Genomic DNA, 23,815 nt, shown 5'->3' with positions numbered 1-23,815 from the left:
TTTCCTGCGAGATTGGGCATTCGTCCGCATTTCGAAACGCCTCGGATTGAGCGAGATTGAGCATCGAAAGGAGCCAAACACCATGGCCAACAAGTTCAAGAGCGGGAGCGCGGTGCAGAGCGGTTACTACTTCAACGCGATGAAGTGGCACGTCGAGCCCATCGCCAAGGACGGCGACCGGCTGCCCGAGGGCAAGGGCGAGTGGATGAAGGTGCCGACGCTCGCCGCCCTCGCGCTCATCCCGATCCTCGGCCTCACCTTCCTCATGTTCCTCCCGATGATCGGCTTCGTCATCTTCGCCCGGGCGCTCGTGAACCCCATCATCGCGATGTTCAACCGCGGCGCGACCGAGCTGGCCTCCACCGTGAGCCCCGGCTGGCAGCCCGGCGAGGCGCACTTCACCGGCAAGCCCACCGAGGGCGCCGGGACCGAGGAGAAGGGGCCGACTGCCGCGGACGCGCAGCTCGACGCCCTCGAGAAGGAGATCCAGGAGAAGCGGAAGAGCTAGCGCGGAGCGGACCCGAGCACGGTGAGGAGGCGATCATGGCCAGCTACACGGGCGGAATGAAGGTCGGCAGCGGCTACTACTGGAATCCGCGGCGCTGGGGCGTGGAAGTGGTCCCGCCGGAGGGCGGGCGGCTCCCGGGCGACGTCGGGGCGAAGTACATGAAGCTCCCCTTCCCCGTCGTGCTCGCGGTCCTGCCCATCGCCGGGCTCGTGTTCCTGATGTTCCTCCCGCTCATCGGCTTCGTGCTCTTCGCCAACGCCATCGCCAGGAAGCTGACGGGCGGTGCGCGGCGGGGCGCGAAGGAGCTCGCCTCGACCGTGTCCCCGGGCTGGGCGCCCGGTGAGGCCCACCTGACCGGCAAGGCCGGCGAGGAGAAGAGGGCCGGCGAGGCGAAGACGCCGGAGCTGGAGGAGCTGGAGAAGGAGATCGCGGCTCGGAAGGACGAGCGCAAGTAGGCTGAAGGCGGGGGACCTCGACAGCGCGGGCCGGCGGGAGCGATCCCGCCGGCCCGTTCTTTCCAAGCAGCGCCGCAGTTTCGTTCGTCCGGCAGGGGTGCGGGCGAGTGTCCGGGCTCCATGGGCGCGTGATATCGTTCGCGGCCCAGCTCTCTCCCTCACCGGATGCGACGCGAATGAAACGGACGGCCCCTGAACCGAAGACGCCCGGAGCCGAGGGGCACTGGCTCCCGCTGCTCGCCGTCACGGTCCTCGGCCTCCTCTCCTACTCGAACTCGTTCGGCGCCGCGTTCGTCTTCGACGACGTCCCGAGCATCGTCGAGAACGTCCTCATCCGCGATCTGCGACATTACCTGCCAGGCGGCGGCACCTACGCGGCAGCGCCGAATCGCTACCTCGGATACCTGAGCTTCGCGCTGAACTACGCCGCAGGCGGCCTGGATCCGGCCGGGTACCACGTCGTCAACCTGTGCGTGCACCTCGCGAACGCGTTGCTGGTCTACGCGCTCGCGATCCTCACCTTCCGGACGCCCGGCGTGCGGGACTCGAAGCTCGCCGGGTCGTCGCGCATCGTCGCGTTCGCCGCCGCGGCGCTCTTCGTCGCGCACCCGCTCCAGACGAACGCGGTCACGTACGTGGTCCAGCGGTTCGCGTCGCTCGCGACGATGTTCTACCTGCTCGCCGTCGTGCTGTACGCGTGGTGGCGCCTGCGGCAGGAGACCCATCCGCTCGCGCCCGCCTGGAGCGCCGCGAGCTACGGGCTCGTGCTCGCGTCGGTCGTCGCCGCCATGCGAACGAAGGAGATCGCCTTCACGCTTCCGCTCGCGATCGCCGGATACGAGCTCGTCTTCTTCGGGCCTCTCCGCAAGAAGACCGCCCTCGCGCTCGCGCCGATCCTCGCGACGCTCGCGATCATCCCGCTCACGATGCTGGGAGTGACCGCGGACGTCGGCGCTGCGGTCCAGCGCCTGGAAGGAGCCACGCGGAACTCCGAGCTGTCCCGGGTCGAGTACCTGATGACGCAGCTGCCGGTCGTGGCGAGCTACCTCCGGCTCCTGATCGCTCCGGTCGGGCTGACGTTCGATCACGACGTGCCGATCGCGCGATCGTTGCTCGAGCCACGCGTGCTGCTCGGGCTCGTGGTCGTCGGGGGTCTCCTCGCGGTGGCCGCTCACCTGCTGTGGCGCTCCCGCCCGGGCGCGGCGGGACGTCTCGATCCCAGCGGCCGGGTCGTGGGGTTCGGGATCCTCTGGTTCTTCCTCGCGCTCTCCGTCGAGTCGAGCGTCATCCCGATCAGGGACGTGATGTTCGAGCACCGCGTCTACCTGCCGTCCGCGGGCCTCTTCATCGGCGCCGTCACGGCCGCGCTCTGGCTGGCGCGGCGGTACTCCGTCCCGGACCGGGTCACCGTCGCGACGGCAGCGGTGCTGGCGATCGCGCTCGGCGCGGCGACGTTCGCACGCAACCTCGTCTGGCAGGACGAGCTCGCGCTGTGGGGCGACGCCGTCGCGAAGGCGCCGAACAAGACGCGGCCGCACACGAACTACGCCCACGCGCTCCGCAAGCTCGGGCGCGACGAGGAGGCGCTCGAGCACTTCCGCGCGGTGGTCCGCATCTCGCCGGACCACGTGGACGGGATGAACAACCTCGCGGTCCACCTGGAGCGGCTCGGACGCACGGACGAGGCGGCGCAGTGGCTCGAGCTGGCGCTCCGCTCCAAGCCCGATCACGCGGAGACCTACGTGAACCTGGGGCGCCTGCTCCTGGTGGAAGGGCGCGCGCCGGAGGCCGCCGCGCTCTCGCAGAGGGCGATCGAGCTGGACCCTGGTTACCGCGATGCCTACGCGAACCTCTCGGGTGCGCTGAACTCTCTCGGCCGTCCCGACGAGACGCTCCGGCTGCTGGAATCGGCGCCGCAGGTCGTGCAGGCCAGCCCGGAGGCGCGCTTCAACCTCGGCGTCGCGCACGTGCTGCTGGGGAACGCCGCCGGCGCGAGCGCGCAGCTGGCGGCGCTCCAGCGCGGCGGCAGCGATCGGGCAGGTCAGCTCGCCGCGTTCATGGCGTCCCGCGGCATGCGGTGACGAACGACGGCTGACTCAGTTCCGAAGCACCTCGAAGACTGCCACACCGGCGCCGCGGCCCTGCGCCACGAAGAGCTTGCCGCCGCCGTAGAGGATGCCCGCCGGGCGATGGATCCCGGCCACCTGGCCGACGTAGCGGAACTCGGAGTTGAACACCATCACGGTCGATTTCAGCACGTCCGCGACGTAGACGTAGCCGTCCTCGTCCGCCGCCAGGTTTCCGATGACGTTGAACTTGCCGACCGTGCTGCCCTTCTGACCGAAGCCGCGCTGCTTTCCGTCGGGCCCGAGCACGGCGACGTGGAAGATCAGGGGGAACGAGAAGTAGACGTTCTCCTTCTCGTCGATCCAGAATCCCCCCCGGTCGAGGTCTTCCTTCTCGAGCTTGTCCTCTTCGTCGCCGAACTTGAGGGTGAGGTCCCGCACCGCGATGAACTCGCCCTCCAGCGAGGTCACCGCGAGCCGCTTCCCCGTCTCCTCGGGAAAGTAGAGGCGATCGCCGGCGCGAAACGGACCGATGCGCCCGATGCCGACGAGGTCGGGGGGGACGCCGCTCAGCGTGAACTCGCCGAGCGGGCGGCCGCGGAAGTCGCAGCGGACGAACCTCGACTGACCTTCCTTGACGGTCCACAGCAGCAGGTCGCCGCCTGGGAGCGGCGTCACCGACTGCAACCAGCCGAGCTCCGGCTGCCGATTGAACCGGTAGATCTCCATCCCCGACGCGTTGAAGACCCGGAGGTCGCCCGCGAACAGCACGAACAGCTCGCGAGCCTCCGGGTCCCACGAGAGCCCCGGGACGTCGAGCGTGGTCTTGCCGGTGTGGGCCGTGAGCGAGAAGAGATACCGGACCCGCACCTCTCCCCGGTCCGGCGCCGGGACCATGCGCGGCGTGACGGCGGCGAGCGCGAGCGCGAGGGCGAGAGAGACCAACGGCGGGCTCACTCCACGGTCGTGAAGACCTGGACGCGGTGGTTGCCGCGGTCCGCGATCGCCGCGAGACCCTTCCCGGTCACGCAGAGCTGCGAGGGGTAGTAGAGGTTCCCCTCCGACCAGCCGAGGGTGAGCTGCCGCCCCTGGTAGCTCCCGTCGTTACCGAGCACCACCACGCCCATCCCGTTCTGGTCCACCACGTAGAAGCGGCCGCGCTCGTTCGAGACGAGCTGGATGGGGAAGCTCATCGACTCCTTGAGCGACTTCGTCAGCGCCTTGAAGGCCGCGTCGCCCTTGCCCGCGGTAAACACCGTGGCGGTCACGGCGTCGATCGTGAAGATCGTGCCCGCCGCGTCCACCGCGAGGTCCGTGAACTGCCCCTCGGGCAGGGGCAGGCGCCGGGCCACGGCGCCGTCCTCTCCGACGTCGAGCACCGCGCGGCCAGACCCGTCCAGCGCGAGGACGCCACCGCCCTTCGCGAGCACGAAGCTCGTCGGGAGGAAGCCTGGCACGTCCTTCGGAACGAGCCAGCCCTTGAAGGCGCCGTCGGCGGCCACCCGCCCGATCTTGCGCTCCTTGCGGTCCAGGAACCAGGCGGTCTTGCTGCCGTCGAGGACCACGCGCGTGGGGTACTTCATCGCGTCGACCTTCACGGGATTGCCGGGGGAGACCACGCCGCCCTCGGACAGCCGGTACACGACGAGGCGCGCGTTGCCGCTGTCGGCGACGACGACGCGATCGTCCGCGCAGCCCACACCCTCGGGGGCGCGGAGCTTCACCTTCTTGTCGTCGGCGTACAGCGCGCCGGAGAATCGAAATACGACGCCCTCGGCGCGAGCGGCCGTCCCGGCGAGGGAGGCGAGGACGGCGGCGAGGATCCCAAAGCTGGAGCGCTTCACGGTCATCACCTCCGGTACTTCGCGTGGCAGGTCGTGCAGAGGTCGCTCTGCTTCGGGAAGGGCATGAGCTTCTTGTACTCGGTGCCGTGCGAGCGATGGCAGCTCAGGCAGTCGAGCGTGAGGTTCGGATTGCGGGGATCGACGAAGTTCTCGCCGAGGGGGTGCGAGGAGTGCGCGCCCCAGTCGTGGCAGCCCTTGCACAACGCGACGATGTTCTCGTTGGTGAGCAGCAGCGGTCCGTCGGTGCCGTGCGGATCGTGGCAGGCGGCGCAGTCACCATCGCGCACCGGCTCGTGGCGGGAGAACGCCCGCGCCTCGCGCTGCATCGTGTCCACGTGGCAGGAGCCGCAGAGGTCGCGGATCGGCCGCTCGAGGAGCGCCTTCTGCTGCGATGCGTGGGGGTTGTGGCACTTCAGGCAGTCGTCCTCTCCGCCGAGGACCGGCGAGTGGACCCGGTTCTTGGAGAGCATCTTGGTGACCAGCGGCCCGTGGCAGGTCTTGCAGAGCTCGGCGCCCTTGGCCTTGGTGGCGAACTGGTTCGTCGAGCCCGCGGCCTCGTGGCATTGAGAGCACATGCCGCGCGCCACCGGCGAGTGCACCCGGTCGAAGAGCATGCCCTTCGTGTCGGAGCCGTGCGGATCGTGGCAGGTGGTGCAGTCGGCCGCGCCCACCTTGTACCCGAGGTGCTGCTTCAGGAAGATCGGCTTGTCCGTCTTGTGGCAGCCGATGCAGAGCGCCGGGACCGCCGCCTTGAGGATCGACGGCGCCTTCGCGGAGGCGTGGGACTCGTGGCAGCTCGCGCAGCCGTTCTGCACGGGCGCGTGCTTCCGCTTGACCTTGGCGATCCGCTCGACGAGCGGCTTGTGGCAGGAGCCGCACAGCTCGAGCGTGGGCTTCACCAGCACGCCCTTGGTCTCGGAGGCGTGCGGATCGTGGCAGGTCGTGCACTTCCGCTCGACCGCCGGCTTGTGGGCGCTCGTCGCGCCGGCGGGGACGACCTCGCCGTGGCAGCTCGCGCAGATGTCGTTCGGCGCGCCGGCGAGCAGGCCCGGCAGCTTCGACGCGTGCGGGTCGTGGCACCCGACGCAGTCCCGGGCGCGGACCGGGCTGTGGATCACGGGCTTCGCGAGCTCCTTCGCGAACTCGGTGTGACAGTCCACGCAGAGCTTGCCCTCCGCGCCTGTCTTCAACCGGTGGTTCGGCTTGGCGGAGCGGGGAGCGGCGCTCGCCGGGGCTGAGCCCAGCGCGACGGAGAGCGCGAGGAGGACGGGGATCGTGCGCATGGGGCCACTCACTTCTTCTTCTCCATCGTCGCGGCGTGGCAGGCGTCGCACTTGCGCGAGCCGAAGGGCGCGTGCTGGCGTTCCTTGAAGAACTTCGGATCGTCCGAGGCGTGCGGGTCGTGGCAGCTCGCGCAGGCCATCGCCTTCGGCTCGATGCCGAGGTGGGCCTTCGTGAAGCCGTCCGTGGGCTCGTGGCACTGGCCGCACAGCTCGTTCGGCGCCTGATCGACGAGGAACGGCTGCGTGCCCGAGTGCGGCCGGTGGCAGCTCATGCAGTCCTCCGCCGGCGAGTGCATCGTCTTCTTCGAGAGCCGCTCCTTGATGTCCTTGTGGCAGGACAGGCAGAGGTCCGGGCTCTTCGCGAGCAGCAGGTTCTTCAGCGGCGCGGCGTGGGCGTTGTGGCACTTCGAGCACTCGCCGCCGGAGAACGGCGCGTGGACGCTCTTGGCCGCCCCCGCCGCCTTCGCCTCCTTCTCGTGGCACCGGACGCACATGGCGCGCTCGTCCGCGACCAGCATCCCCTTCACGTTGGAGCCGTGGGGATCGTGGCAGCCGAGGCAGTCACCCTTGGCGAACGGAGCGTGGACGGGGCTGCCGTCCGACGACTTGGTCGTGGACTTCTTCACGAGGTCCGCGTGGCAAGACTTGCACAGGTCCGCGCCGCGCGCCTTGAGGAGCCCCTTGCTCTCGCCGCCGTGCGCGAGGTGGCAGGCCGTGCATTGCCCCTCTCGCACGGGCGCGTGGGTGCTCGACTTCACGAACCTCGCCTCGGCGTCCACGTGGCAGCCGTAGCAGACGCGGTCGGGGCGGGCCTTCAGCATGCCCGCCACCGTGGAGCCGTGGGGGTCGTGACAGGACGAGCAGTCGCCCGACTTGAACGGCTGGTGGGCGACCTTCGCCTTCTGCTGCGCGGAGGTCTTCGCGTGGCAGCCGTAGCAGAGCTCCGGCTCCTTCTTGTCGAGCAGCTTCGCCTCGCCCGCGGCGTGGGCGCCGTGGCAGGTGAGGCACGCGCGCTCACCCGCGATCGGCTTGTGCACGACCGTGCGGATGCCCATCTGCGCGGGGTGGCACTGCTCGCAGGTCTTGGCGCCCGGGCGTGCGAGGAGAGCCTTCTGCTCGGACGCGTGGGGATCGTGGCAGGCGACGCACTCGCCGTCCTTCACGGGAGAGTGGACCACCTTCTTGCCGCCGGTGACGTCCTTCTGGTCGTGGCAGGACGCGCAGACTGCCCCGCCCTTCTGGGCCAGCGCGAACGGCTTCGGGGAGGTCGCGGCGACGTGGCAGTCCGAGCACGAGGCGCTCTTCACCGGATCGTGGACGACGGCCTTGAGGAGCTTGGCGCCGGGGGCGGAGTGGGGATCGTGGCAGCGCGTGCAGGTCGCGACCGGGTAGCCGCCGTGCTTCTTCTTGAAGCCGTCGTTCGCGGCGTGACAGCTCGCGCAGAGCTTGTCCTCCGACGCGCGCAGGATGTGCCGCTCGTCGGAGCCGTGCCCGGCGTGGCACGCGTTGCAGCCCTTCTGCTTCAGGACGGCGTGGACCGCCTGGCGCTCGAAGGGCTTGCGATCGTGGCAGGCGTAGCACCCCTCAGCGCCCGCCTTCTTCATCATGGCGCGGTCGTTGCCGCCGTGCGGATCGTGGCACGTGACGCACGTGCCCTTCCCGGCGACCGGGTGGACGACCTTCTTGTCGGTGCCGATCTTCGCGGAGGCATGGCACTCGGCGCAGAGGGCGTTGCCGTTCTTCTTGAGCAGGAGGCGCGGCACCGCGCCGTGCCGCAGGTGGCAGTCCTCGCACTTCTGCGCCTTCACCGCGGGGTGCACGTTCGAGAGGCCGCCGACGCGCTTCGCGAAGTCCTTGTGGCAGTCGTAGCAGTCGCGCTTGGCGAACTTCGCCGCGGCGGTGGCCACCGAGGGCGTCGCGAGGGCCGCGCCCACGGCGAGCGCAGCGACGAGGACGGGGATCCGGATCCTGGGATTCATCGCCATGTCTCCGCTCCGTCTCACGGCGAGGTGACGAGGTAGACGTTGACCTCGTGCGCGTCGCGCAGCTTCTCCACCCATCCGTCGAGCGCGCGGGCGATCGCAGTCCCGAACACGTCCTTGTGGATTTCCGGGCGGACCTCCTCGAACGGCCGCACGCTCTCGGGGGTGAACTGCGCGACCCGCACGACGTAGTGCTGGTCCTTGGAGGCCACGAGCCGGACGTCGCCGTCCTGGGCCCCCGCCAGCGCCTTGCGGAACTCCTCCGGCATGGCGCGCGCGCTGATCGTCTGCGTGGCGTCGAGGCGGAACACCTGCTCCTCCTCGGGCACGAGGCCGTCGCTGTTCGACCGGAGCCACTTGAAGTCCGTACCGCCCTGCAGGCTCTTCAGGGCCTTCTGCGCGTTCTTCGCGTCCTGGAAGGCCAGCCCCTCGAGCCGGTAGAACGCCGGGTACTTGAACTCGTCCTTGCGCTTCTCGTACGCGGCCCGATCCTCCGCCTCGGTCACCTTCACCTCGGGGATGACGACGCGATCGATGAACGTGGTGAAGAGGAGGTTCGTCTCGAACTCGGCGGCCCGGCGCTTCGCCTCCGGCGTGTCGTCGAGCCGGAGCCGCTCCGCCTCGATCGTGACGAGCCGCTTCGACACGAGCGCGTCGAGCGCGTCCTGCTTCTGCTTGTCCAGCTTGCCCTGCTCCTGCGCCGGAGCGACGCCGTGGAAGAGGGGGCGCGCGAGGGATTCCGCGACCTCACCAAGGGTCACCGGCTTCGCACCCTCGACCCGGGCGACGACGCGGCGGTCCTTCCTGAGCGCCTCGAAGCCACCCTTCGGCTTGTCGAAGCTCACGGCGCGGAGGAGCTTCGTGTCGATGCGGACGAGCTGCTTCTTGAGCTTCGCGTAGTAGGCCTGGAGCGCCTTCGCGACGGCCTCGCCGCGGACCGTCGACTCGATCTTGGCCCGGAGCGCCTCGTCCTCGACCGAGCGCTTCTCGTCGAGCCGGACGACGGTCCAGCCCGGTCCGGCCTTCAAGGGCGCCGTCGCCTTCCCGGGGGCGAGCTTCTCCACCTCCTTCGCGACGCTCACCTGGATCTCGGACACGCGGATCCACTGCGAACCCTCGCCGCTCCGCGCGACCTTGTCCTCGGCCGCCTTCTTCGCGAGCGCGTCGAACTCGCCGCCGGCCGCCAGGGCCGCGGTGAACTTCTTCGCCTCGGCCTCCTGCCCGAAGAAGACCGAGCGGATGCGCCACTCGCGTCTGGCCTCGTCGTAGAGACGCTTGACCTCGGCGGGATCGACCGTCACGTCCTTCGACGCGTGCTTGCGGACGAGATCGAAGCGGATGCGCTCCTTGTTGTCGGCGATCGGCTTCTTCACCTCCTCGAGATCGTCGAGGCCGATGGCCCTCGCCTCGGCGACGATCGTCCGCACGGCGACGAGCCGCTCGACGAGCTTCGTGAAGTCGGCCTTGCCGGTCATCCCCTCCGCGCGGTCCTGGTGGGTGATCGCGGCGAGCTCGCGAAGATCGTCCACCGTGATGACCTCGTCCGCGACCGTCGCGACCGGCACCGGGCCGAAGCGCTCGTCGGCGAGCGGAACCCGTACGCGAATCGACACGGACCCGGCGTTCGGCGACTTGGCCGAATCCGAGGTCGCGCCCGCGCCTGCGGCGGCAGCCGGGGCGGGTGCGGGCGCAGCGGCCTTCGGGGCATCGGCGCGCGCCCAGGTCAGCGGCGCGGCGATAGCGAGGGCACAGGGCAGCAGGCGAGAGAGCATTCAGTCCTCAGGAGGTGGGTCCAGCGACCCTTCGGTGGTTGAGGCAGCGGGCGGGATTGCATCCGGCATGCCTTCCGATAAGCGAACGAAATCACCTAACTGGCTGAATTTCTTTGGCGAAGTTGGAATGTAGGCTAAGAGCGGGACGCACCATTTGCGTTCCCTCCGTTTTCCGACGCAGCATGGGTTGGGTCAGCGTTTCCCCGAAAGCCCGTCCGCCACCTGCGCCAGCAATCGGCAGGAAAGCTCCTCGGTGTTCCGGATCGTCCCGAGATCGAAGAGGACGACTCCGTCGTTTCCGCGCCCTTCCGAGCGTGAATGCCAGGCGACCCGTCCGGTCGCCGTCTCGAGCATGGTGACGGTGACGTCCACGGCCGGTATCCCCTTCGCGCCCCGTGCCTCGTCGTAGCGCGTCACCATCCCGCCGATCACGTAGTCCGCCTCGAGCCCGCCCCGGAGCATCCGCACCGTCTCGCGGGACACTCCCTCTTGCACGACGATCCGCCGGCGGAGCATCTCCTCGCGGACGACCGCCGGCTCGAGCACCCGGTACCCTCGAATCCCCGCGAGCGCCCGCGTCAGCTGAAGCGAGGCCACCTCTCCGGCGTGCTCGCGCTGGGTCCGGTTCTGGAAAGGAACCACGGCGATGGTGACCGCTCGGTCCTTCGGCGGCACCAGGTTCCGGTACACGATGCTCGGGCGGTACCGGCGTCCGCTGCTGCAGCGGTGACCGCCAGTGCGCTCCCCTTCGAGGAACTCGGCGAGCGACCCGGCGAGCCGCGAGAACGCTCGGCGCTCCAGCCGGTCGACGCGGTGCACCAGCCGGAGCTCGAGCAGCCCGCGGTGGTCCTCGCCCGAGATGGCGATCCCGTCCATCCAGTAGACGCTCGGGTCATCGTCCACCGACACGAGCCGCGCGAGCACGGCGAGCCGCGGCGACGACCCTTCCTCGCGCTGCACCACGGTGGTCACGAGCACGCCGCGAACGTCGAGCGTCTCGCCCGCCGCGACCGCGTCCTCCCGGTCGAGGCCGCCGGTGAAGCGGATGCGGCGGCTCGCGAGGAAGGCGTCCACCGGCGCTCCGGAGACCACGTCGAGGCCGGCGCGCGCCAGGGCCTGCTCGAACCGGGTGGCGAGCGCCTCCTCGTCGAAGGTGGTGCCGGTCAGGTTCTGCGGCGGGAGAAGGGCGATGCGCGCGGCGCGCCCGCCTGCCGGCACCTCGGGCGGGAGATCGGCGACCGGCTGTCGCGAGGAGAGGGGCGCTCGCTGGGGCGAAGCTCCGGAGCACGCGAGCGTCAACGCGACCAGCCAGCCGATCGCGAGGCTGCGGCGCCTACCGGAAGAGCTGGTCGAGAATGTCACGGACCGCTTCCTCGGTGACGCGGTTCAGGGGCTCCCCTCCCCCTCCGAACAGCCGATCCGTGAACCCGATTCCGCCCTTGGTGCTGGCCCCGGACCAGACCACCTTCCCGGTACCCGCCTCCTGGAGCTGGATGCTGATCGAGACGGCGTTCGAGGTCGCGGTCCCGGAGCGGATCTCGCCGTACTCCTTGACGACCCCGGTGATCACGGCGTCAGCCTTGAGGATGGTGCCCAGCTTCACCACCTCCGCGATGCTCGGCGCGGTGGGGTTTGCGACCACCGCCTGCTCGAGCCCGCGCGCGGTCTCGCCCGTCGGCACGACATAGACCGCCTCCGCCGCGAGCAGCAGCGTGACGAAGACGTCACGCACCCGCTGATTGGCCGTCTGCTCTCGGCTGAGGTTCTGGAACGGCAGCACCGCCACCGTGCGGATCGCCCCGAAGTCCATGCTGGGATCGGTGTAGGTGCGCTGAGGACCGGACGAGCAGGCCGTAGCGAGCAGCAGGGCGACGGTGGCCAGACGCGAAGGGGATGGGCAGCTCAAGGGGTCTCCTCCCTGCATCTTAGAGTAGGACGAGGCGTAGCCCAGCGGTCAGCGCGAAGCTGCGAACCCGTTCCACGGGGGCGCGGGACTCGCTCCAGATGGAGTTCACGTCGAACGTTCGGCCTGGGCCGAGCTTCACGCTCAGGCCGGCCCCCGTCGAGCGGTTGCGCACGCGGCTCGCCGCGTCGGTCGTCTGACCCGCGTTGAGGCGCAGGGCGAGGGCACCGCCGCGGAAGAGCGACAGCCCTGCGCTCACGGCCGTGGTCGTGGCCGGCGCCAGGCCGAAGAGGTTCCGGCCAGCCGAGGCCGAGAGATAGAGGGCCGGGAACGGGTTCACCGAGATCGTGCCGTCTACCCGTCCGGCCCGTTCGGAGCTCTCGGGCGCACCTCCGCCCCAGCCCTGCGCGTAGCGCCAGGTGATGACGCCGTTGGCGCTGACCGCCCGGTGTGGCGTCACGTTGAGGGATGCGCTGCTCTCTGCGGACTGGCTCTGCCGTCCGGTCCCGGCGCTCGTCCAGGCGAGGCCCCCGTTCGCGCTCGCAGAGAAGCCTTCATACAGGTCCGCGCGCACCGACGCGGCCGTGGTGTTCGAGAGGTCGCGCGTGTCCTCGGCGTACGACCCCGAGTAGCTGAGGTTCCAGGAGAGGGCCGGCAGCGGGTCGGCGCCCAGCGACGCGCCCCAGCCGTCCTGGGAACGCAGTCCCTGGTCGTCGAAGGAGTCGGTCCGCGAGACCTGGGCCGACAGCCGTGCGTTCCCGCCGAGCGTGCGCAGGAAGCCGAGCGACTGCTGAACCGCCGTGCGAATGTCGATGGGATCGCCTCGATGGGAGGTGAGCACGGCGAGGCTGTAAGCGAGGCTCGGCTCCCGCAGGATCACCCAGCGGAGCGAGCCGCTCAGGTCGCCGGAGATCCCGCTCGTCTGCGTGGTACCGGAGGGGAGGAACTCGACGAGCAGGAACTCGAGCTCCGTGACGAGGATGCTCGCGTAAAGTGGATCGGTCGTCACCGCGGTGGTGATGGGGCGGGTCACCACCTTGAGATAACGCGCGCCGGTCCGCTGGATGGGGATCTCGAACCGGTTGTCGAACACCCCGAAGCTGACCGCGCCCGCGAGCGGCACGCGCGTCCACTCCAGGTTGTCGTCGCTCTGCCAGGCCTCCCAGGCGAACCCCGCGACGACGTGGGCCGGGAGCTGCCGGTCCACCCAGACGCGGATCAGGTTGACCTCCAGCCGGTCGTCGGGGAACTGGGCGCCGAGGTCGCGCGGCGCCACGTCGCGTGCGGTGGAGCGCGCGTGGCCGAGGTCGAGCTGGGTGGGGACGACGGTGTCAGCGTCGGCGAGGGCGGGGTTTGGATCGAGCTTCACCCGCGAGGGCTCGTCCGGGAAGACCTCGACGCGGGAGAGCCCCGTAGACGGGCGCTGCTGCGTCTCGCGGGTAGCCCCCGCCGAACCGGCGGTGAGGCGCGACGAGTTGTAGCCCGCTCCGTAGGAGACCGCCGTGAACACCCGGCCGTCGAGCCAGTCCTCGCCCCAGCCGACCCGCGCCGAATGCGCCTGGGTCAGCGCGTCCGTATCCTTGAACCGATCCACCCCGTGCGAGATGAGGTACCCGTAGCGGAAATCCCAGTCCTCGAGTTCCTGGTACACCAGGGCGAGCGAGGCCGCGTCCGTGGTCCGGTCCACCTCGTCCTTTCCTGGATCGTAAGTGTTCCCCCGCGAAGCGTTCAGGGAGAGACGCGGGAGCCCGGCCGGGTTCCACTGGAGCCAGCTCGCGTAGGTGTCGTTGATCGGCGCGCGGATGGTCCGCGTCTCCCCCAGGCGGGTCGACTCGAGGAGCGCGTCCCGCCGGGCGTAGGAGACGCCCGTCTGGAACGGGTCCTGGCGGAGCTCGAGCCGCGTGTTGAGGGTCCAGCGCCGGCTGTCCGAGGAGACCCAAACATCGTCGGCGTCCCGGGCCCAGGACTGGTCCCAGTCGAAGAGCCCGTCGCCGGCCCACGAGAGCGTGGGGGTGAAGGTCTGGCTCAAGCCGAGGGTGACCCGCTGGGCCAGCGTTTGCCCTTCGGTATCGAACCCCACGCCGTCGGCGCGCAGGACCCGCGTGCGCTGGAGCCGGTAGTCCGGCGCGTAACGCAGGTTGATGTCCCCTCCGCGAGCGGGGACACCGAGCGCGAGGAGCCCCCCCAGGCACACGATCCGGAGAATGACGCGGGCTCGCATCCGCTAGCGCCGCTCCGCCACCAGGGCGAGGTCGTGTGGACCGGGCCCGAGCTCGAACTCGCCCCGCAGCTTGCGCGCCGTGAGATCCACCACGGCCACGGAGCCCCGCCCGGGGAGCAGCGCGAGGAGCGCGTTCTCGGCGTCGTCGATGACGAGGTACGTGGCGGGCGCGGGCAACGCGATCGTGGCCGTCGCGAGGAGCGTTCCCGGGTCGTAGAGCTGAAGCTTCCCGTCCGCGGTCGCCACGACGAGGGCGCCGCTGCGCGGGTCGCGCAGGAGCGCCGAGGCAGGGGCTCCGGTGAAGATCCGGTCCGCCATCGCTCCGCTCGGGAGGGCGTGCACGGTGACGTACGGCGTGCGGGCGTAAGCGATGATGAGCCGGTCGCCGGCAGGCTCGACGAAGAGCCGGATCGGGTCGGGCTCCACGGAGAAGGAGCCCAGCACGGCCGCGGACCCCGACGTGAGGAGCGCGACGTCCGTGGTGATGATGCTGACGGTCGAGGTGCGACGGCTCGCCACGAAGGCGCGCAACCCGGGACGGTCGAGGGTCACCCACGACGGCTCGCCCGCCACCGAGACGCGCTCCAGCTCCTGCCCGCCGATGGGATCGACCAGGCTCACGGTGTCCGAGCCGGGGTTCGCGACCACCAGCAGCCCGCCGCTCGGGGTGAGGGCCATCGAAAGCGGCCGATCGCCGACGCGGAGCCGGGTGGAGTCGAGCGTCTCGAAGGTGGCGAGATCGAACGCGTCGATGCGGTTCGCGCCGCTGCTCGCCACGTATACGCGCTGCCGGAACGCGTCGATCGCGACCGTGCGCGGTTCCGGCCCCGTGGGGAAGAGAGCGACGACGCCGCCCGCCCGACGGTCGAATAGAAGGAGGCTATCGGCGTAGTCGACCGCCGAGACGCCGAGGAGCGGCGCGCTGGGACGGTCGGGCGCATACGCGGCGAGCGCGGAGCCCTCGAGGACCGCCCCCGCGTTGACGGCTTCGGGCCGCACCGACAGGAGCAGGACCTGGCCTCGCCCGGACGCGACGGCGAACGGCACCAGCGCGACGAGCGGCTCCTCGGGGATGGCCAGGGCCGCCCCCGTGCCACCGTTGGGCGCGAGGGTGGCGCGGCGGAGCGCCACGGCGAGCCCCGTGTAGCTTCCAGGCGGAAGCCGCCCGGAGGCGACGAGCCGCTGGCGCGTCGCGGTCTCGGGCGAGAGGCGTCCGAGGTGGAGCTCCAGCGGCACCGGCGGCCCGTCCTCGCGAGTGGCCGCGATCGTCGCGAGCTCCAGCACCAGCGGCCCCGCGGCCAGGGGCTGAACGTAGACGGCCAGCTCAGCCTGGTCGCCCCGCAGGGCCCGGGGAGGCGTGGCCCGAACGGCGGGACGGCACGCCGTCGTGGCGAGAAGCACCGCGAGGGCGGCGCTGAGGGTGAATGGGCGTCGCATCGTCAGACCGCCGAGCCGCTGGGTTGGAGAGCGACGACTCTAGCCGAAGGCGCCGCCGAGGGTGGAGCGGGAAAAAGAAAAGGGGGCCGCTCGCGCGGCCCCCTCCCCTTCACACCGTGCTGCTACGCCAGCGCGAGACTAGTCCTTCGCGTGGCACTTGTTGCAGAGGAGGCGCTGGTACGGCGCGAACTTCGTCGCCGGACGGCCGTAGTACTGCGTCTCCTGCGCGACCTTACCGTAGAAGCCGCGGTTGACCTTGCCCTCGGCGGCGTTCGTGTCGAACGCGGCGGCGCCCGTGGCGTCCGCGATCGTCATGAACTCGTTCTCGTGCGCGAAGCGGAGCATCGAGTCGAAGCCCGACGCGTGGGCGCGGTGGCAGGAGAGGCAGGAGACGTTGTCCGTCGCCTCGGCCACAGGGCCGGCGCCCGGCGCGAGGCGGCCCGACAGCGGCCTGAGCGCGCCCGTGTCGACGACGCCCGTCTCGAAGGGGATGAGCGAGGTGTAGTTCGCGCCCGTCTTCGAGAGGTCGCCCGACTTCACGTACGCCAGGTAGTTGGCGGCGATCGTCGCGCCGAGGGGCGCGCCGTTGCCGGCCGGGTGGACCTGCATCGACGTGCCGCTCACGTAGCCGTTCTGGAGCATCGCCGGGTGGCAGTTCGCGCAGTACTCGGACATGCCCTTACCGTACGCGACGACCGTCTCGGAGACCGCCTCAGACGCGTTGTAGCTGGACGGCGCGGCCGCGACCGGCGCCGGGGCGGTGAAGGCGCCCGCGTTGTAGGACTTCGGCGCGTAGCCCACGCCGCCGAGGATGCGGAACACGCCGATGGCGAGGCCCGGCTTCGTCGTCGCGCCGTAGGAGCCGGACGTGTAGATGGGGGCCGTCGCGCCGCCGAGGGCAGGAACGACCTGCACGTCAGCGGTGGTCGAGTCGAGCACGCGGGCGCGGCCGTGCGGGTCGTGGCAGCTCGAGCACATCAGGTTCGCCGCGACGAACGAGCCGCCCGGCGCCGTCGTCTTGACCGGGTCGGCCGTGTAGCCGTAGCCGGGGGCGACGATGTTGTGGCCACGGGCGCTGCCGTGGTTGGTGGCCGGCGTGCCGCGGACCGCGTACGGCACGTCCGCGCGGATCCAGCCGAAGTCGCCGCCCGGCGTCATCTGCATCGGGACTGCCGGAACGCCCGCCGTGTCACCGGCCAGCGCCAGCTGCGACGGCTGCGTGGAGATGTGGTAGCCGGTCGGGCCCTTGTCCTGGGCCAGCGGATCCTGGCTGGAGTTCTGGTGGCAGTTGAGGCAGTTCTCCGACTGGTTGCCCTGCAGCAGGTACGGGCCGGCCTCGTACTGCGCCAGGCCGTTCGCCGCCATGACGTCCGCCGGGATCATCGGCTGGCCGTCCAGCGAGTTGTGCATCGTGTGGCAGCCCTCGCACTCGGCGACGCCGCCGGAGTGGAAGGCGTAGGCGTTGCCGAACGCGAACGACGCGACGGCAGCGACTGCGAGCTTCATGAACTTCATTGGTTATTCTCCCCTGTTGAACTGCTGAAAGTTCCCTCGAGCTGCCCACCGGCAACCCGCCCTGCGTGCTTCGCCGCCTTCGTTCGGCCCCTGCGCCTGACGTCGCCGGCGTCGAGCCCCTAGAGCAACGGGCGTGCCCGAACCCGGGTACGCCGTGGCTCGTGTAAGTCCGCGAGATCACGATCAGCGGGGTGTGAAGTCGGCTGCGGGCTGGGGGCTAGCACCCGGGCTGCGTGATCTGCCCCACCCTGCGCCCACACCCACCGCCGTCCCGTGAACGCGAGACGGCCGCGCTCCGCATACATCGGCGCACAGCTCGCGCGCGGAGCCCGAAAAAGCTCGGGGCGGGTCGCCTCGCGGCGCCCGCCCCGGGAACCTCATCGCGCGCGTAGACCGCGCGCCCACGTCACCATTCGGGAGACCAGATGCCGAACGTGCTGTAGTCGGACCAGACCGACTCGACGCCCGTCACCGCGTCGCGGGCCTTCACGCGCCAGCGATACTCGTCGGGCCACCAGAGCGTGTAGAGCTGGGCATTGTAGCTTGGGGTCGAGATCCAGCCGGAATCGGAGGCGACGCTGCCGTCCCCGAACTCCACCACGCAGCGGTACTGAACGCCGTTGCCCGCTATCGGGGAGCTGACGGCAGTCCAGGTCAGCTCGACGGGCTGGATGTACTCGTAGGAGTAGAAGGTGGGCTCCACGTCGAGGAGCGGCGGCATCGGAGCGTTCGGATCGCTCGTCGCGAAGGTGGAGAGCGCCGACTGCACCACGTTCCGCGAGACATCGGCGGAGCGAACGCGGAACACGTAGGTCGTCGGGCCGGAGAGGTTGATCAGCTCGACGACGTGGTCCGTCACGACCTCTGGCGTGCCGGCGACCTGGCCGGGCGAGCCGACGCCGTACTCGACGTACGAGGACGAAGGCTCATTGGTGGTCCACCGCACGGTGACGCTCGAGGAGGTGACGTTCGAGATCGCCGGAGCGACGGTGATCGTCGGAGGGACGGACTCCGCGACCGGTCTCCACCCAGGGCTGTGGCAGTGCGCGCAACCACTACCCTCCTTCGGCGCCATGTTGTGGGGCTTCACGTTGGGGATCGGGATGTAGCGGATCCCTTCGTGGCCGTGGCACGCGAAGCACGGGCTGCCCGCCGGCTGCGGGTCGGAGGTGTGGCAGGTCGTGCAGTAGGCATGGCGGTTGCCGAGGTGGCATGCGCTGCAGAGCTGCTCGGCGCCGACGCCGGCGCGGCCGATGGCGCCGGCGGGGATCGAGACGCCGTTCACCTGGGAAGCGAAGATGAACGCGTTCGGCGAGACGTGCGCGTCGTGGCAGACCGTGCACGGCAACGGCCCTTGGCCTCGCGCGTACGGCGCCGCGAGCGTGCCGCCCGAGCCGGTGCCGGCCCTGGCACCGTGCCAATCGCCCGTGGTCGTGTTCTCCCAGCCGACGAGGAACGGCGGCGACTTGCCGGCGAGGACCAGACCATCACCCAGGTGGCACTGCTCGCAGACGCCGTTCGCCTCGACCGAGCCGCCCGGCGGGATCTCGATCGGGCCGTTCGGCGTCTTCACGAGCGGCGTCCCGGTCACGTGCCGCGAGGTGTCGTGGCAGGACTGGCACGCCGTGCGGTTCGCCTCGACGCTGCTGTTGTCGGCGGGGTGTGAGGAGCCGCCCGCGGGGGCGGCGAGCCCCTGCGAGTGGCACTGCGAGCACGGGAAAGGCCCCGTCGCACTCCAGGAGATCGCGGTCGACGGCTGGCCCTCGGGCGTGTGGCAGGCGACGGTGCAGCTCGTGCCGGTCGCGTCGGTGGTGATGTTGCCCGAGACGGGGCGGCCGCTGGGGAGCGTGGCGTCGGGCGCGAAGCCCAGTGCCCCGCCGCAGGGGTGGCAGGTGATGCAGCCGTTCGCGAAGCCCTCGTGCGCGTCGTGGGCGCCCGTGCCCGTGCACACGGCGCCCGAGACGACCTGGACGGCGCTGCGCTCGGCGGCAAACGTCGGTCTGGCCTCGGGCTCTTGCGCGACGGGCTCTTCGAGGCCGCACGCGGAGACCAGCCCCGAAAGCGCGAGGACCGCGACGAGGCCCACCCACGTCCGCGTACGCCTGGACACGACCATCATGATCTCCCCCCGGGTGCCGACCGACACGAGTGGCGGCGAACTGATTCAGCAAGATGCCAGAGCAAGCAGCCGCGGCGATTGACGGCCATCAACAGACCCAAGCAAGCAGAAAAATGCCTTGACGATTCGTGTACACGCCGCCGGGTTCTCGCCAGGTCACAGGACGGGGAGCGGCGATCTGACGCGCGAGACGAGCCGCTGTTTCCCCCGGGCCCCCGTGCGCGGGCTCGCGGAGCGTGGCGGCAGCGCCCCGAGGGAGTCGCGATAGAGTCCACGACCCAATGACCGAGACCGCCCCAGGCTCCCTTCGCGCGCGCGGGCGCGCCGCGCTGCCTGCCGCAGTCGCCGTCGCCGTCGCCGTCGCCGGCACGACGCTGCCGCCGCTCCTGGTGCTCGTCGCGGGGTACACCCTCTCCTGGCGCGACACGGCGCGGCTCCTCGGGTCGCTCCGGCCGGCGGTCGAGGCGGAGCTCCGCGCCTTCTCGCTGCCGCTGTGGCAACCGCACGAGGCGCTGGGGCTGCCGCTCCTCGCCCAGCTCATGCACGGGGTGCTGCACCCGGTGTCCCTCGTCGCGGCGTTCGTCGCGCCTGGCGCGCCGATGGACCTGCAGATCGTGCTGCACCTGGCGCTCGCCGCCGCCGGCGCCTGGCTCCTCGCGCGCGTCCTCGGCGCGACGCCGTGGGCCGCCGCGGTGGCGGGGCTCGCCTACGGGCTCTCCGGCTACGTGCTGGGGATGAGCTGCGTCCTGACGTACCTTGCCGGCGCCTCGACCGCGCCGTGGGCGGTGGCTGGCCTGCGGCTCACCGGCGCGGCCCGCCGAGGGGGCGTGCTCCTCGGCGGCCTGGCGGTCGCGGCGCTCGTCTTCGCCGGCGATCCCCAGTGGCTCATCGTGGGGCTGCTGATCGGCGGCGTCCTGGCGCTCGAGGCCGGCGGTTGGAGCGGCGGGCTGCGCGCGGTGCTCGTGGGCGCGACGGGAGGGCTCCTCGCGGGCGTGCAGCTCCTCCCGGCGCTCGCGTTCCTGCCGGAGACCTCGCGGACGGCGTCGGTGGCCGGCTGGGAGCGCGCGCTCTGGGACCTCTCGTTCTGGCGGATCGCGGAGCTGGTGCTGCCGGGATTCTTCAACGGCGTTCCGGGGAGCGGCGTCGCGCCGGTGTTCCGCGAGCTCGGCGGCGACGTCGGGCGGCACACGACGTCCTTCGTGCCGAGCGTCTTCGTGGGGGCGCTCACGATCGTCCTGGCCGCCCTCGCGGTGCGGCGCTCGAGGACCGGGCTCGTCCTGGCTGGCGCAGCGGGGGTTGCCCTGTGGCTGGCGCTCGGGGTCAACGCCGGGGCGGATCAGCTCCTCGGCGGAGTCCCGGTCTGGGGCGCGTTCCGCTACTCCGAGAAGCTGGTGGGGCCACTCTCGCTGTGCCTGGCGGTGCTCGCGGCGCTGGGGACGGACCGGGTGGCGCAGCCGGGTCCGCTCACCCTTCGACAGGCTCAGGGTGAGCGGATCCGGGAGCAGGGCGAGCCGGATTCGTTCATCCGCGGTTTCCTCCCGATCGGGATTGCGCTCGGGGTCTTCATGCTCGCGGCCGGGGCGATGGCGACATGGCCGGAGGCGGTCGTGTCGGCGGAGGCGGCGCAGGCGCTGCGGCAGCGGCTGCTGGTCGGGCTCGGCCATCTCGCGCTCGCGGCGGCGCTGCTGGCTGCGGTCGTCATCACCAGCCGGAACGCGCCTCGCTGGGCGGCGCCCGCGGCGGCCGCGGCGGTCGCGCTCCAGTCCGGGGCCGCGGCCAGCTTCGCCCTGCACGCCGGAGCCCAGGGTGCGATCGAGCGCCAGCCGCTCGCGGCGCTGCGGACCGAGGAGGGACCGGTGCGGATCACGACGCCCGTGGTCTCGACGCCCGCCCTCCCCCGCCCCGACCTCGACCCCGCCGACCGGCTCGCCGCCTTCCAGTCGCGGCTGGGCGCCGCGCCCTATACCTCCGCGACCGCCATCGATCAGCTCGACTGCTACAGCGGGTTCGCCTCCGTGCACTTCGACCGTTTCTCGGAGGCGGTCGAACGCGATCTCGGCGTGCGCCACTGGGAGGCCTGGCGCCGTCTCGGGCTGACCCACGTGTCGGCGCCGCGCGCGCTCCTCCCGGACCAGCTCCCGAGCGTCGCCGCGTCGGTCGAGGGCGGCGTGAAGGTGCTGCAGGAGGCCGACTACGGGTTCGGCGTCTGGGAGGTCCCGCATCGCCCGTGGGCGTCGTTCGCCCAGGGGGTGTTCGCTGCGCGCGATGCCCAGGAGGCTTACGTCGCGCTCGCGACGCAGCTCTCCCTCGGTCGCCCCGAGGTCGTGCTGGAAGGACCCTCACCGCCGGGGATGTCCTCGGGCCGGGTTCTCGCCTGGGAGCGGCGCGGCGGCCTGGTCCGGATAGAGGCCGAGGCGGACGGGCCCGCGCTGCTCGTCGTAAACGACGCATTCTGGCCGGGCTGGCAGTCGACTCTCGACGGCGTGCCAGTCGAGGTCCAGCGGGCCGACGTGCTCGTGCGGGCCGTGCCCTTCCCGGCCGGCCGCCACGTGCTGGAGATGCGCTACGCACCGCCGGAGCTGACCTGGGGGCTCGCCGCGTCGGCGGCGGGCGTGGCCGCCCTGGCCGTGCTCCTCCTCCTGGAGCGACGGCGCAGAGCCATCGGGCAGTGACGCCTCTCCGTCAGGCGTCGCAGTCATGCGTCACTCATAGTAGTGGCAAGCCTCGCAGACGGCGCTCGCCTGCAGCACGCCGTCCACGTGAGTCTCGAGCACCACGCTCGCGCCGGTGTAGCCGGGGTGGCACTGGCCGTTTCCGCCGCCGCAGGCGACCCGGCGGTGCGTGTAATGGAAGCCCGTCGCGGTCACCGCCGAGTTGAAGTGGCAGGTCCCGCAGGCTGCCTGCGAGGGACCGCCGGTCCAGGACGGCGTCTTGTTCGTCCCGGTCGCGGTCGTCGCCCCGTGACAGTAGACGCTCGAGCACGTCCCGTCGGCGCGGCTCCAGCCCGGGGTCGCGCCGCCTGCGGCGGCGACTCCTCCGAAGCGCACCTCGGCGAAGCCGCCGTCCAGGTGCTCGGGAGCGAAGGCGTCCACGGGAACCGTGTGGCAGCTCTCGCACGCCATCGGGCGCGAGAGGGCGCCGCCCATGACGTGCTTCTCGTGCGCGCCGGCGCGGAGCGGATCGCCTGCGTTGCCCCACGTCGCGTCGGGAGGTGCGCCGGTCGCGTTCGCCACGCCGCCGTGGCACATCGTGCACCGCGTGGTCCAGTCGGTGCCGTGGCAGCTGGCGCACGAGACCCGCGTGGATCCGCCCACGCCATCGAGCGCCGGACCGTGGCAGCCCTGGCACGGGCTCAGGCCGCGGTTGGCCTCGAACGCGTGGAACTCGGGGCTGGCCGGGTCCTTGAACGCGTCGGGGTGTCCGCTCGCCTGGAGCGAGCCGTCGAGGTGCATGCCGCCCTGCGACGGCGGGATGAGGACTCCGGCGGCATCCATCGACTCAGGGTGACACTCGGTACAGCCTGTGAGGCCGGCCGCGACCGTGGGGTGCGGCGCGGCGGGCGGCACCGCGTGACAGCTCCCGCAGGCCGCCTCGCCCTGCCCGACGTTCGTCCAGACCGGCGCCGGGCGCGAGCCGCCGGCCGCGCCTGCGTGGCAGTAGGTGTTCGCGCAGCTCGCCGTCGTCCGGTCCCAGGCCGGCGCGGGAGCGCCGGGGATCGACCGCGCGAACACCACCTCGGCGGTCCCGCCGTCCAGGTGACCTGGCGTGAAGACGTCCGTCGGGACGGTGTGACAGGCCGCGCAGGGCGCCGCTGGAGCGCGATCGGTCGCCGTGAGGTGCGCCGTGTGCGCGCCGGTCCGGACCGCGTCGGCGGCGTTGCCCCAGGTCGGCTCCGGCGGCGCGCCGTTCGCGAGCTCCGTGCCGCCGTGGCACATCACGCAGTTCACCTTCCAGCTCGCGACGCCGGCCGGGAGCCCCACGTCGTGGCAGGTCGCGCACGCCGAGCTCGCGGCGCCGCCGGAGAGGTCGGCGCCGTGGCAGCTCCGGCAGGAGTCGATCCCCGCGTTGGCGGAGGAGGCGTGGAACCGCGGGTTCGCCGGATCCTTCCAGGCCGGCTCGTGGCCGACGAGCGCCACGGCTCCGTCCATGTGGTTGCCGAGGACGTGGCACGTCTGGCAGTCGGCGCGCGTCGCGTTCGCGCTCACCGCCGGGTGCGTCGGCGGCAGCGCCGGGGCGGCGTGGCACTCCGTACACTCGAGCGGGCCCGGCGTGTTCCAGGCGACGCTCTTCGCCAGCGCGCCCTTCGGGAAGTGGCAGGCGACCGTGCACGTCGTCGGTGTCGTCGCGGTCCGCGGCGTGATGCTCCCGCCCGCCGTGGTCGTGCCGCCCACGAACGTGTACGGCACGTCGAACCCGAACGTCGCTCCGGTCGGATGGCACGTACTGCACGCGAACGCGTTGAGGTGCTTCTGGTGGACGTCCGTCCCGGGGCAATCGGCGCCCGAGATCACCGCCGCCCTGTGCGCCGTGAGCGGCCGGGAAGGATCCGCGGGGACCGCCGGAGCCCCGCCCTGCCCGCACGCGGACAGCGCAGCCAGGACCGCCAGCGCCGGGATCGCCCGCGCTCCGGCCTTCTTCGACCCCACCTCACCGACAGCTCGCCTGGTGCTCATGGCGATCTCCCCGTCGCGGCGCTCACACTCGACCCGG

The 23,815-nt window shown here is 71.3% G+C and carries 16 protein-coding genes; 4 read left to right on the top strand and 12 right to left on the bottom strand.

Features of this window, described 5'->3' with window-relative positions; genetic code table 11:
• Positions 1-82: 82 nt before the first annotated feature.
• From ANAE109_RS09385 to ANAE109_RS09375, 3 genes are all read left to right on the top strand, one after another.
• Positions 83-508, top strand: a complete 426-nt coding sequence (locus ANAE109_RS09385; protein WP_012096623.1) for a hypothetical protein — start codon at positions 83-85, stop codon at positions 506-508.
• A 35-nt stretch (positions 509-543) separates the two neighbouring features.
• Positions 544-963 (top strand): hypothetical protein, encoded by a 420-nt coding sequence (locus tag ANAE109_RS09380; RefSeq protein ID WP_012096622.1) that lies wholly within the window; start codon positions 544-546, stop codon positions 961-963.
• A 176-nt stretch (positions 964-1,139) separates the two neighbouring features.
• Positions 1,140-3,044 (top strand): tetratricopeptide repeat protein, encoded by a 1,905-nt coding sequence (locus ANAE109_RS09375; protein ID WP_049768561.1) that lies wholly within the window; start codon positions 1,140-1,142, stop codon positions 3,042-3,044.
• Positions 3,045-3,059: 15 nt separating this feature from the next.
• Here the strand turns inward: ANAE109_RS09375 and ANAE109_RS09370 are convergent, their stop codons facing one another.
• The 11 genes from ANAE109_RS09370 to ANAE109_RS09320 form a co-directional block, all read right to left on the bottom strand.
• Entirely contained in the window at positions 3,060-3,974 is a 915-nt protein-coding gene (locus ANAE109_RS09370) for an NHL repeat-containing protein (RefSeq protein ID WP_012096620.1), read from the bottom strand.
• A gap of 8 nt (positions 3,975-3,982) precedes the next feature.
• Positions 3,983-4,873, bottom strand: a complete 891-nt coding sequence (locus ANAE109_RS09365) for an NHL repeat-containing protein (RefSeq protein ID WP_012096619.1) — start codon at positions 4,871-4,873, stop codon at positions 3,983-3,985.
• A gap of 5 nt (positions 4,874-4,878) precedes the next feature.
• Entirely contained in the window at positions 4,879-6,156 is a 1,278-nt protein-coding gene (locus ANAE109_RS09360; protein ID WP_041448237.1) for a cytochrome c3 family protein, read from the bottom strand.
• Positions 6,157-6,164: 8 nt separating this feature from the next.
• Positions 6,165-8,135 carry a cytochrome c3 family protein gene (locus tag ANAE109_RS09355; protein WP_158305882.1) on the bottom strand — a complete coding sequence of 657 codons (1,971 nt, stop codon included), beginning with the start codon at positions 8,133-8,135 and terminating at the stop codon, positions 6,165-6,167.
• A 20-nt stretch (positions 8,136-8,155) separates the two neighbouring features.
• Complete coding sequence (locus tag ANAE109_RS09350; RefSeq protein WP_041448236.1) at positions 8,156-9,751, bottom strand: peptidyl-prolyl cis-trans isomerase; 1,596 nt, start codon at positions 9,749-9,751, stop codon at positions 8,156-8,158.
• A gap of 351 nt (positions 9,752-10,102) precedes the next feature.
• A complete protein-coding gene (locus ANAE109_RS09345; protein WP_012096615.1) occupies positions 10,103-11,272 on the bottom strand; it encodes a hypothetical protein in 1,170 nt (389 codons plus the stop codon).
• On the bottom strand, positions 11,244-11,816 hold the full coding sequence (locus ANAE109_RS09340) for a GNA1162 family protein (protein ID WP_012096613.1): 573 nt from the start codon (positions 11,814-11,816) through the stop codon (positions 11,244-11,246). Before ANAE109_RS09340 ends, ANAE109_RS09345 begins: the two co-directional genes overlap by 29 nt.
• Positions 11,817-11,835: 19 nt before the next feature.
• The gene (locus tag ANAE109_RS09335) at positions 11,836-14,034 is read right to left on the bottom strand and encodes a hypothetical protein (RefSeq protein ID WP_012096612.1); all 2,199 of its coding nucleotides are present in this window, start codon (positions 14,032-14,034) and stop codon (positions 11,836-11,838) included.
• A gap of 3 nt (positions 14,035-14,037) precedes the next feature.
• Complete coding sequence (locus ANAE109_RS09330) at positions 14,038-15,471, bottom strand: YncE family protein (RefSeq protein ID WP_012096611.1); 1,434 nt, start codon at positions 15,469-15,471, stop codon at positions 14,038-14,040.
• A 138-nt stretch (positions 15,472-15,609) separates the two neighbouring features.
• Positions 15,610-16,986, bottom strand: coding sequence for a hypothetical protein (locus tag ANAE109_RS09325; RefSeq protein WP_012096609.1), 1,377 nt, complete (start codon positions 16,984-16,986; stop codon positions 15,610-15,612).
• Positions 16,987-17,392: 406 nt separating this feature from the next.
• Positions 17,393-19,096 carry a fibronectin type III domain-containing protein gene (locus ANAE109_RS09320; RefSeq protein ID WP_143827939.1) on the bottom strand — a complete coding sequence of 568 codons (1,704 nt, stop codon included), beginning with the start codon at positions 19,094-19,096 and terminating at the stop codon, positions 17,393-17,395.
• A gap of 290 nt (positions 19,097-19,386) precedes the next feature.
• Here ANAE109_RS09320 and ANAE109_RS09315 point away from each other — a divergent pair, with 290 nt between their 5' ends.
• Positions 19,387-21,777, top strand: a complete 2,391-nt coding sequence (locus tag ANAE109_RS09315) for a hypothetical protein (RefSeq protein ID WP_012096607.1) — start codon at positions 19,387-19,389, stop codon at positions 21,775-21,777.
• Between the two features lie 30 nt (positions 21,778-21,807).
• Here the strand turns inward: ANAE109_RS09315 and ANAE109_RS09310 are convergent, their stop codons facing one another.
• Positions 21,808-23,778, bottom strand: a complete 1,971-nt coding sequence (locus tag ANAE109_RS09310) for a CxxxxCH/CxxCH domain-containing protein (protein WP_012096606.1) — start codon at positions 23,776-23,778, stop codon at positions 21,808-21,810.
• Positions 23,779-23,815 lie beyond the last annotated feature (37 nt).

The sequence above is a fragment of the Anaeromyxobacter sp. Fw109-5 genome (assembly GCF_000017505.1).
In the GTDB taxonomy this organism is placed as follows: domain Bacteria; phylum Myxococcota; class Myxococcia; order Myxococcales; family Anaeromyxobacteraceae; genus Anaeromyxobacter.
The sequence above is the reverse complement of the archived record's forward strand: the minus strand, read 5'-3'. Positions and strand labels throughout refer to the sequence as shown.

Excerpts from the sequence above, each read along its gene's own strand:
- ANAE109_RS09315 (WP_012096607.1), top strand. The coding sequence starts at position 19,387 with ATGACCGAGACCGCCCCAGGCTCCCTTCGCGCGCGCGGGCGCGCCGCG.
- ANAE109_RS09360 (WP_041448237.1), bottom strand. The coding sequence starts at position 6,156 with ATGCGCACGATCCCCGTCCTCCTCGCGCTCTCCGTCGCGCTGGGCTCA.
- ANAE109_RS09325 (WP_012096609.1), bottom strand. The coding sequence starts at position 16,986 with ATGAAGTTCATGAAGCTCGCAGTCGCTGCCGTCGCGTCGTTCGCGTTC.
- ANAE109_RS09310 (WP_012096606.1), bottom strand. The coding sequence starts at position 23,778 with ATGAGCACCAGGCGAGCTGTCGGTGAGGTGGGGTCGAAGAAGGCCGGA.
- ANAE109_RS09385 (WP_012096623.1), top strand. The coding sequence starts at position 83 with ATGGCCAACAAGTTCAAGAGCGGGAGCGCGGTGCAGAGCGGTTACTAC.
- ANAE109_RS09330 (WP_012096611.1), bottom strand. The coding sequence starts at position 15,471 with ATGCGACGCCCATTCACCCTCAGCGCCGCCCTCGCGGTGCTTCTCGCC.
- ANAE109_RS09335 (WP_012096612.1), bottom strand. The coding sequence starts at position 14,034 with ATGCGAGCCCGCGTCATTCTCCGGATCGTGTGCCTGGGGGGGCTCCTC.
- ANAE109_RS09375 (WP_049768561.1), top strand. The coding sequence starts at position 1,140 with ATGAAACGGACGGCCCCTGAACCGAAGACGCCCGGAGCCGAGGGGCAC.
- ANAE109_RS09380 (WP_012096622.1), top strand. The coding sequence starts at position 544 with ATGGCCAGCTACACGGGCGGAATGAAGGTCGGCAGCGGCTACTACTGG.
- ANAE109_RS09355 (WP_158305882.1), bottom strand. The coding sequence starts at position 8,135 with ATGAATCCCAGGATCCGGATCCCCGTCCTCGTCGCTGCGCTCGCCGTG.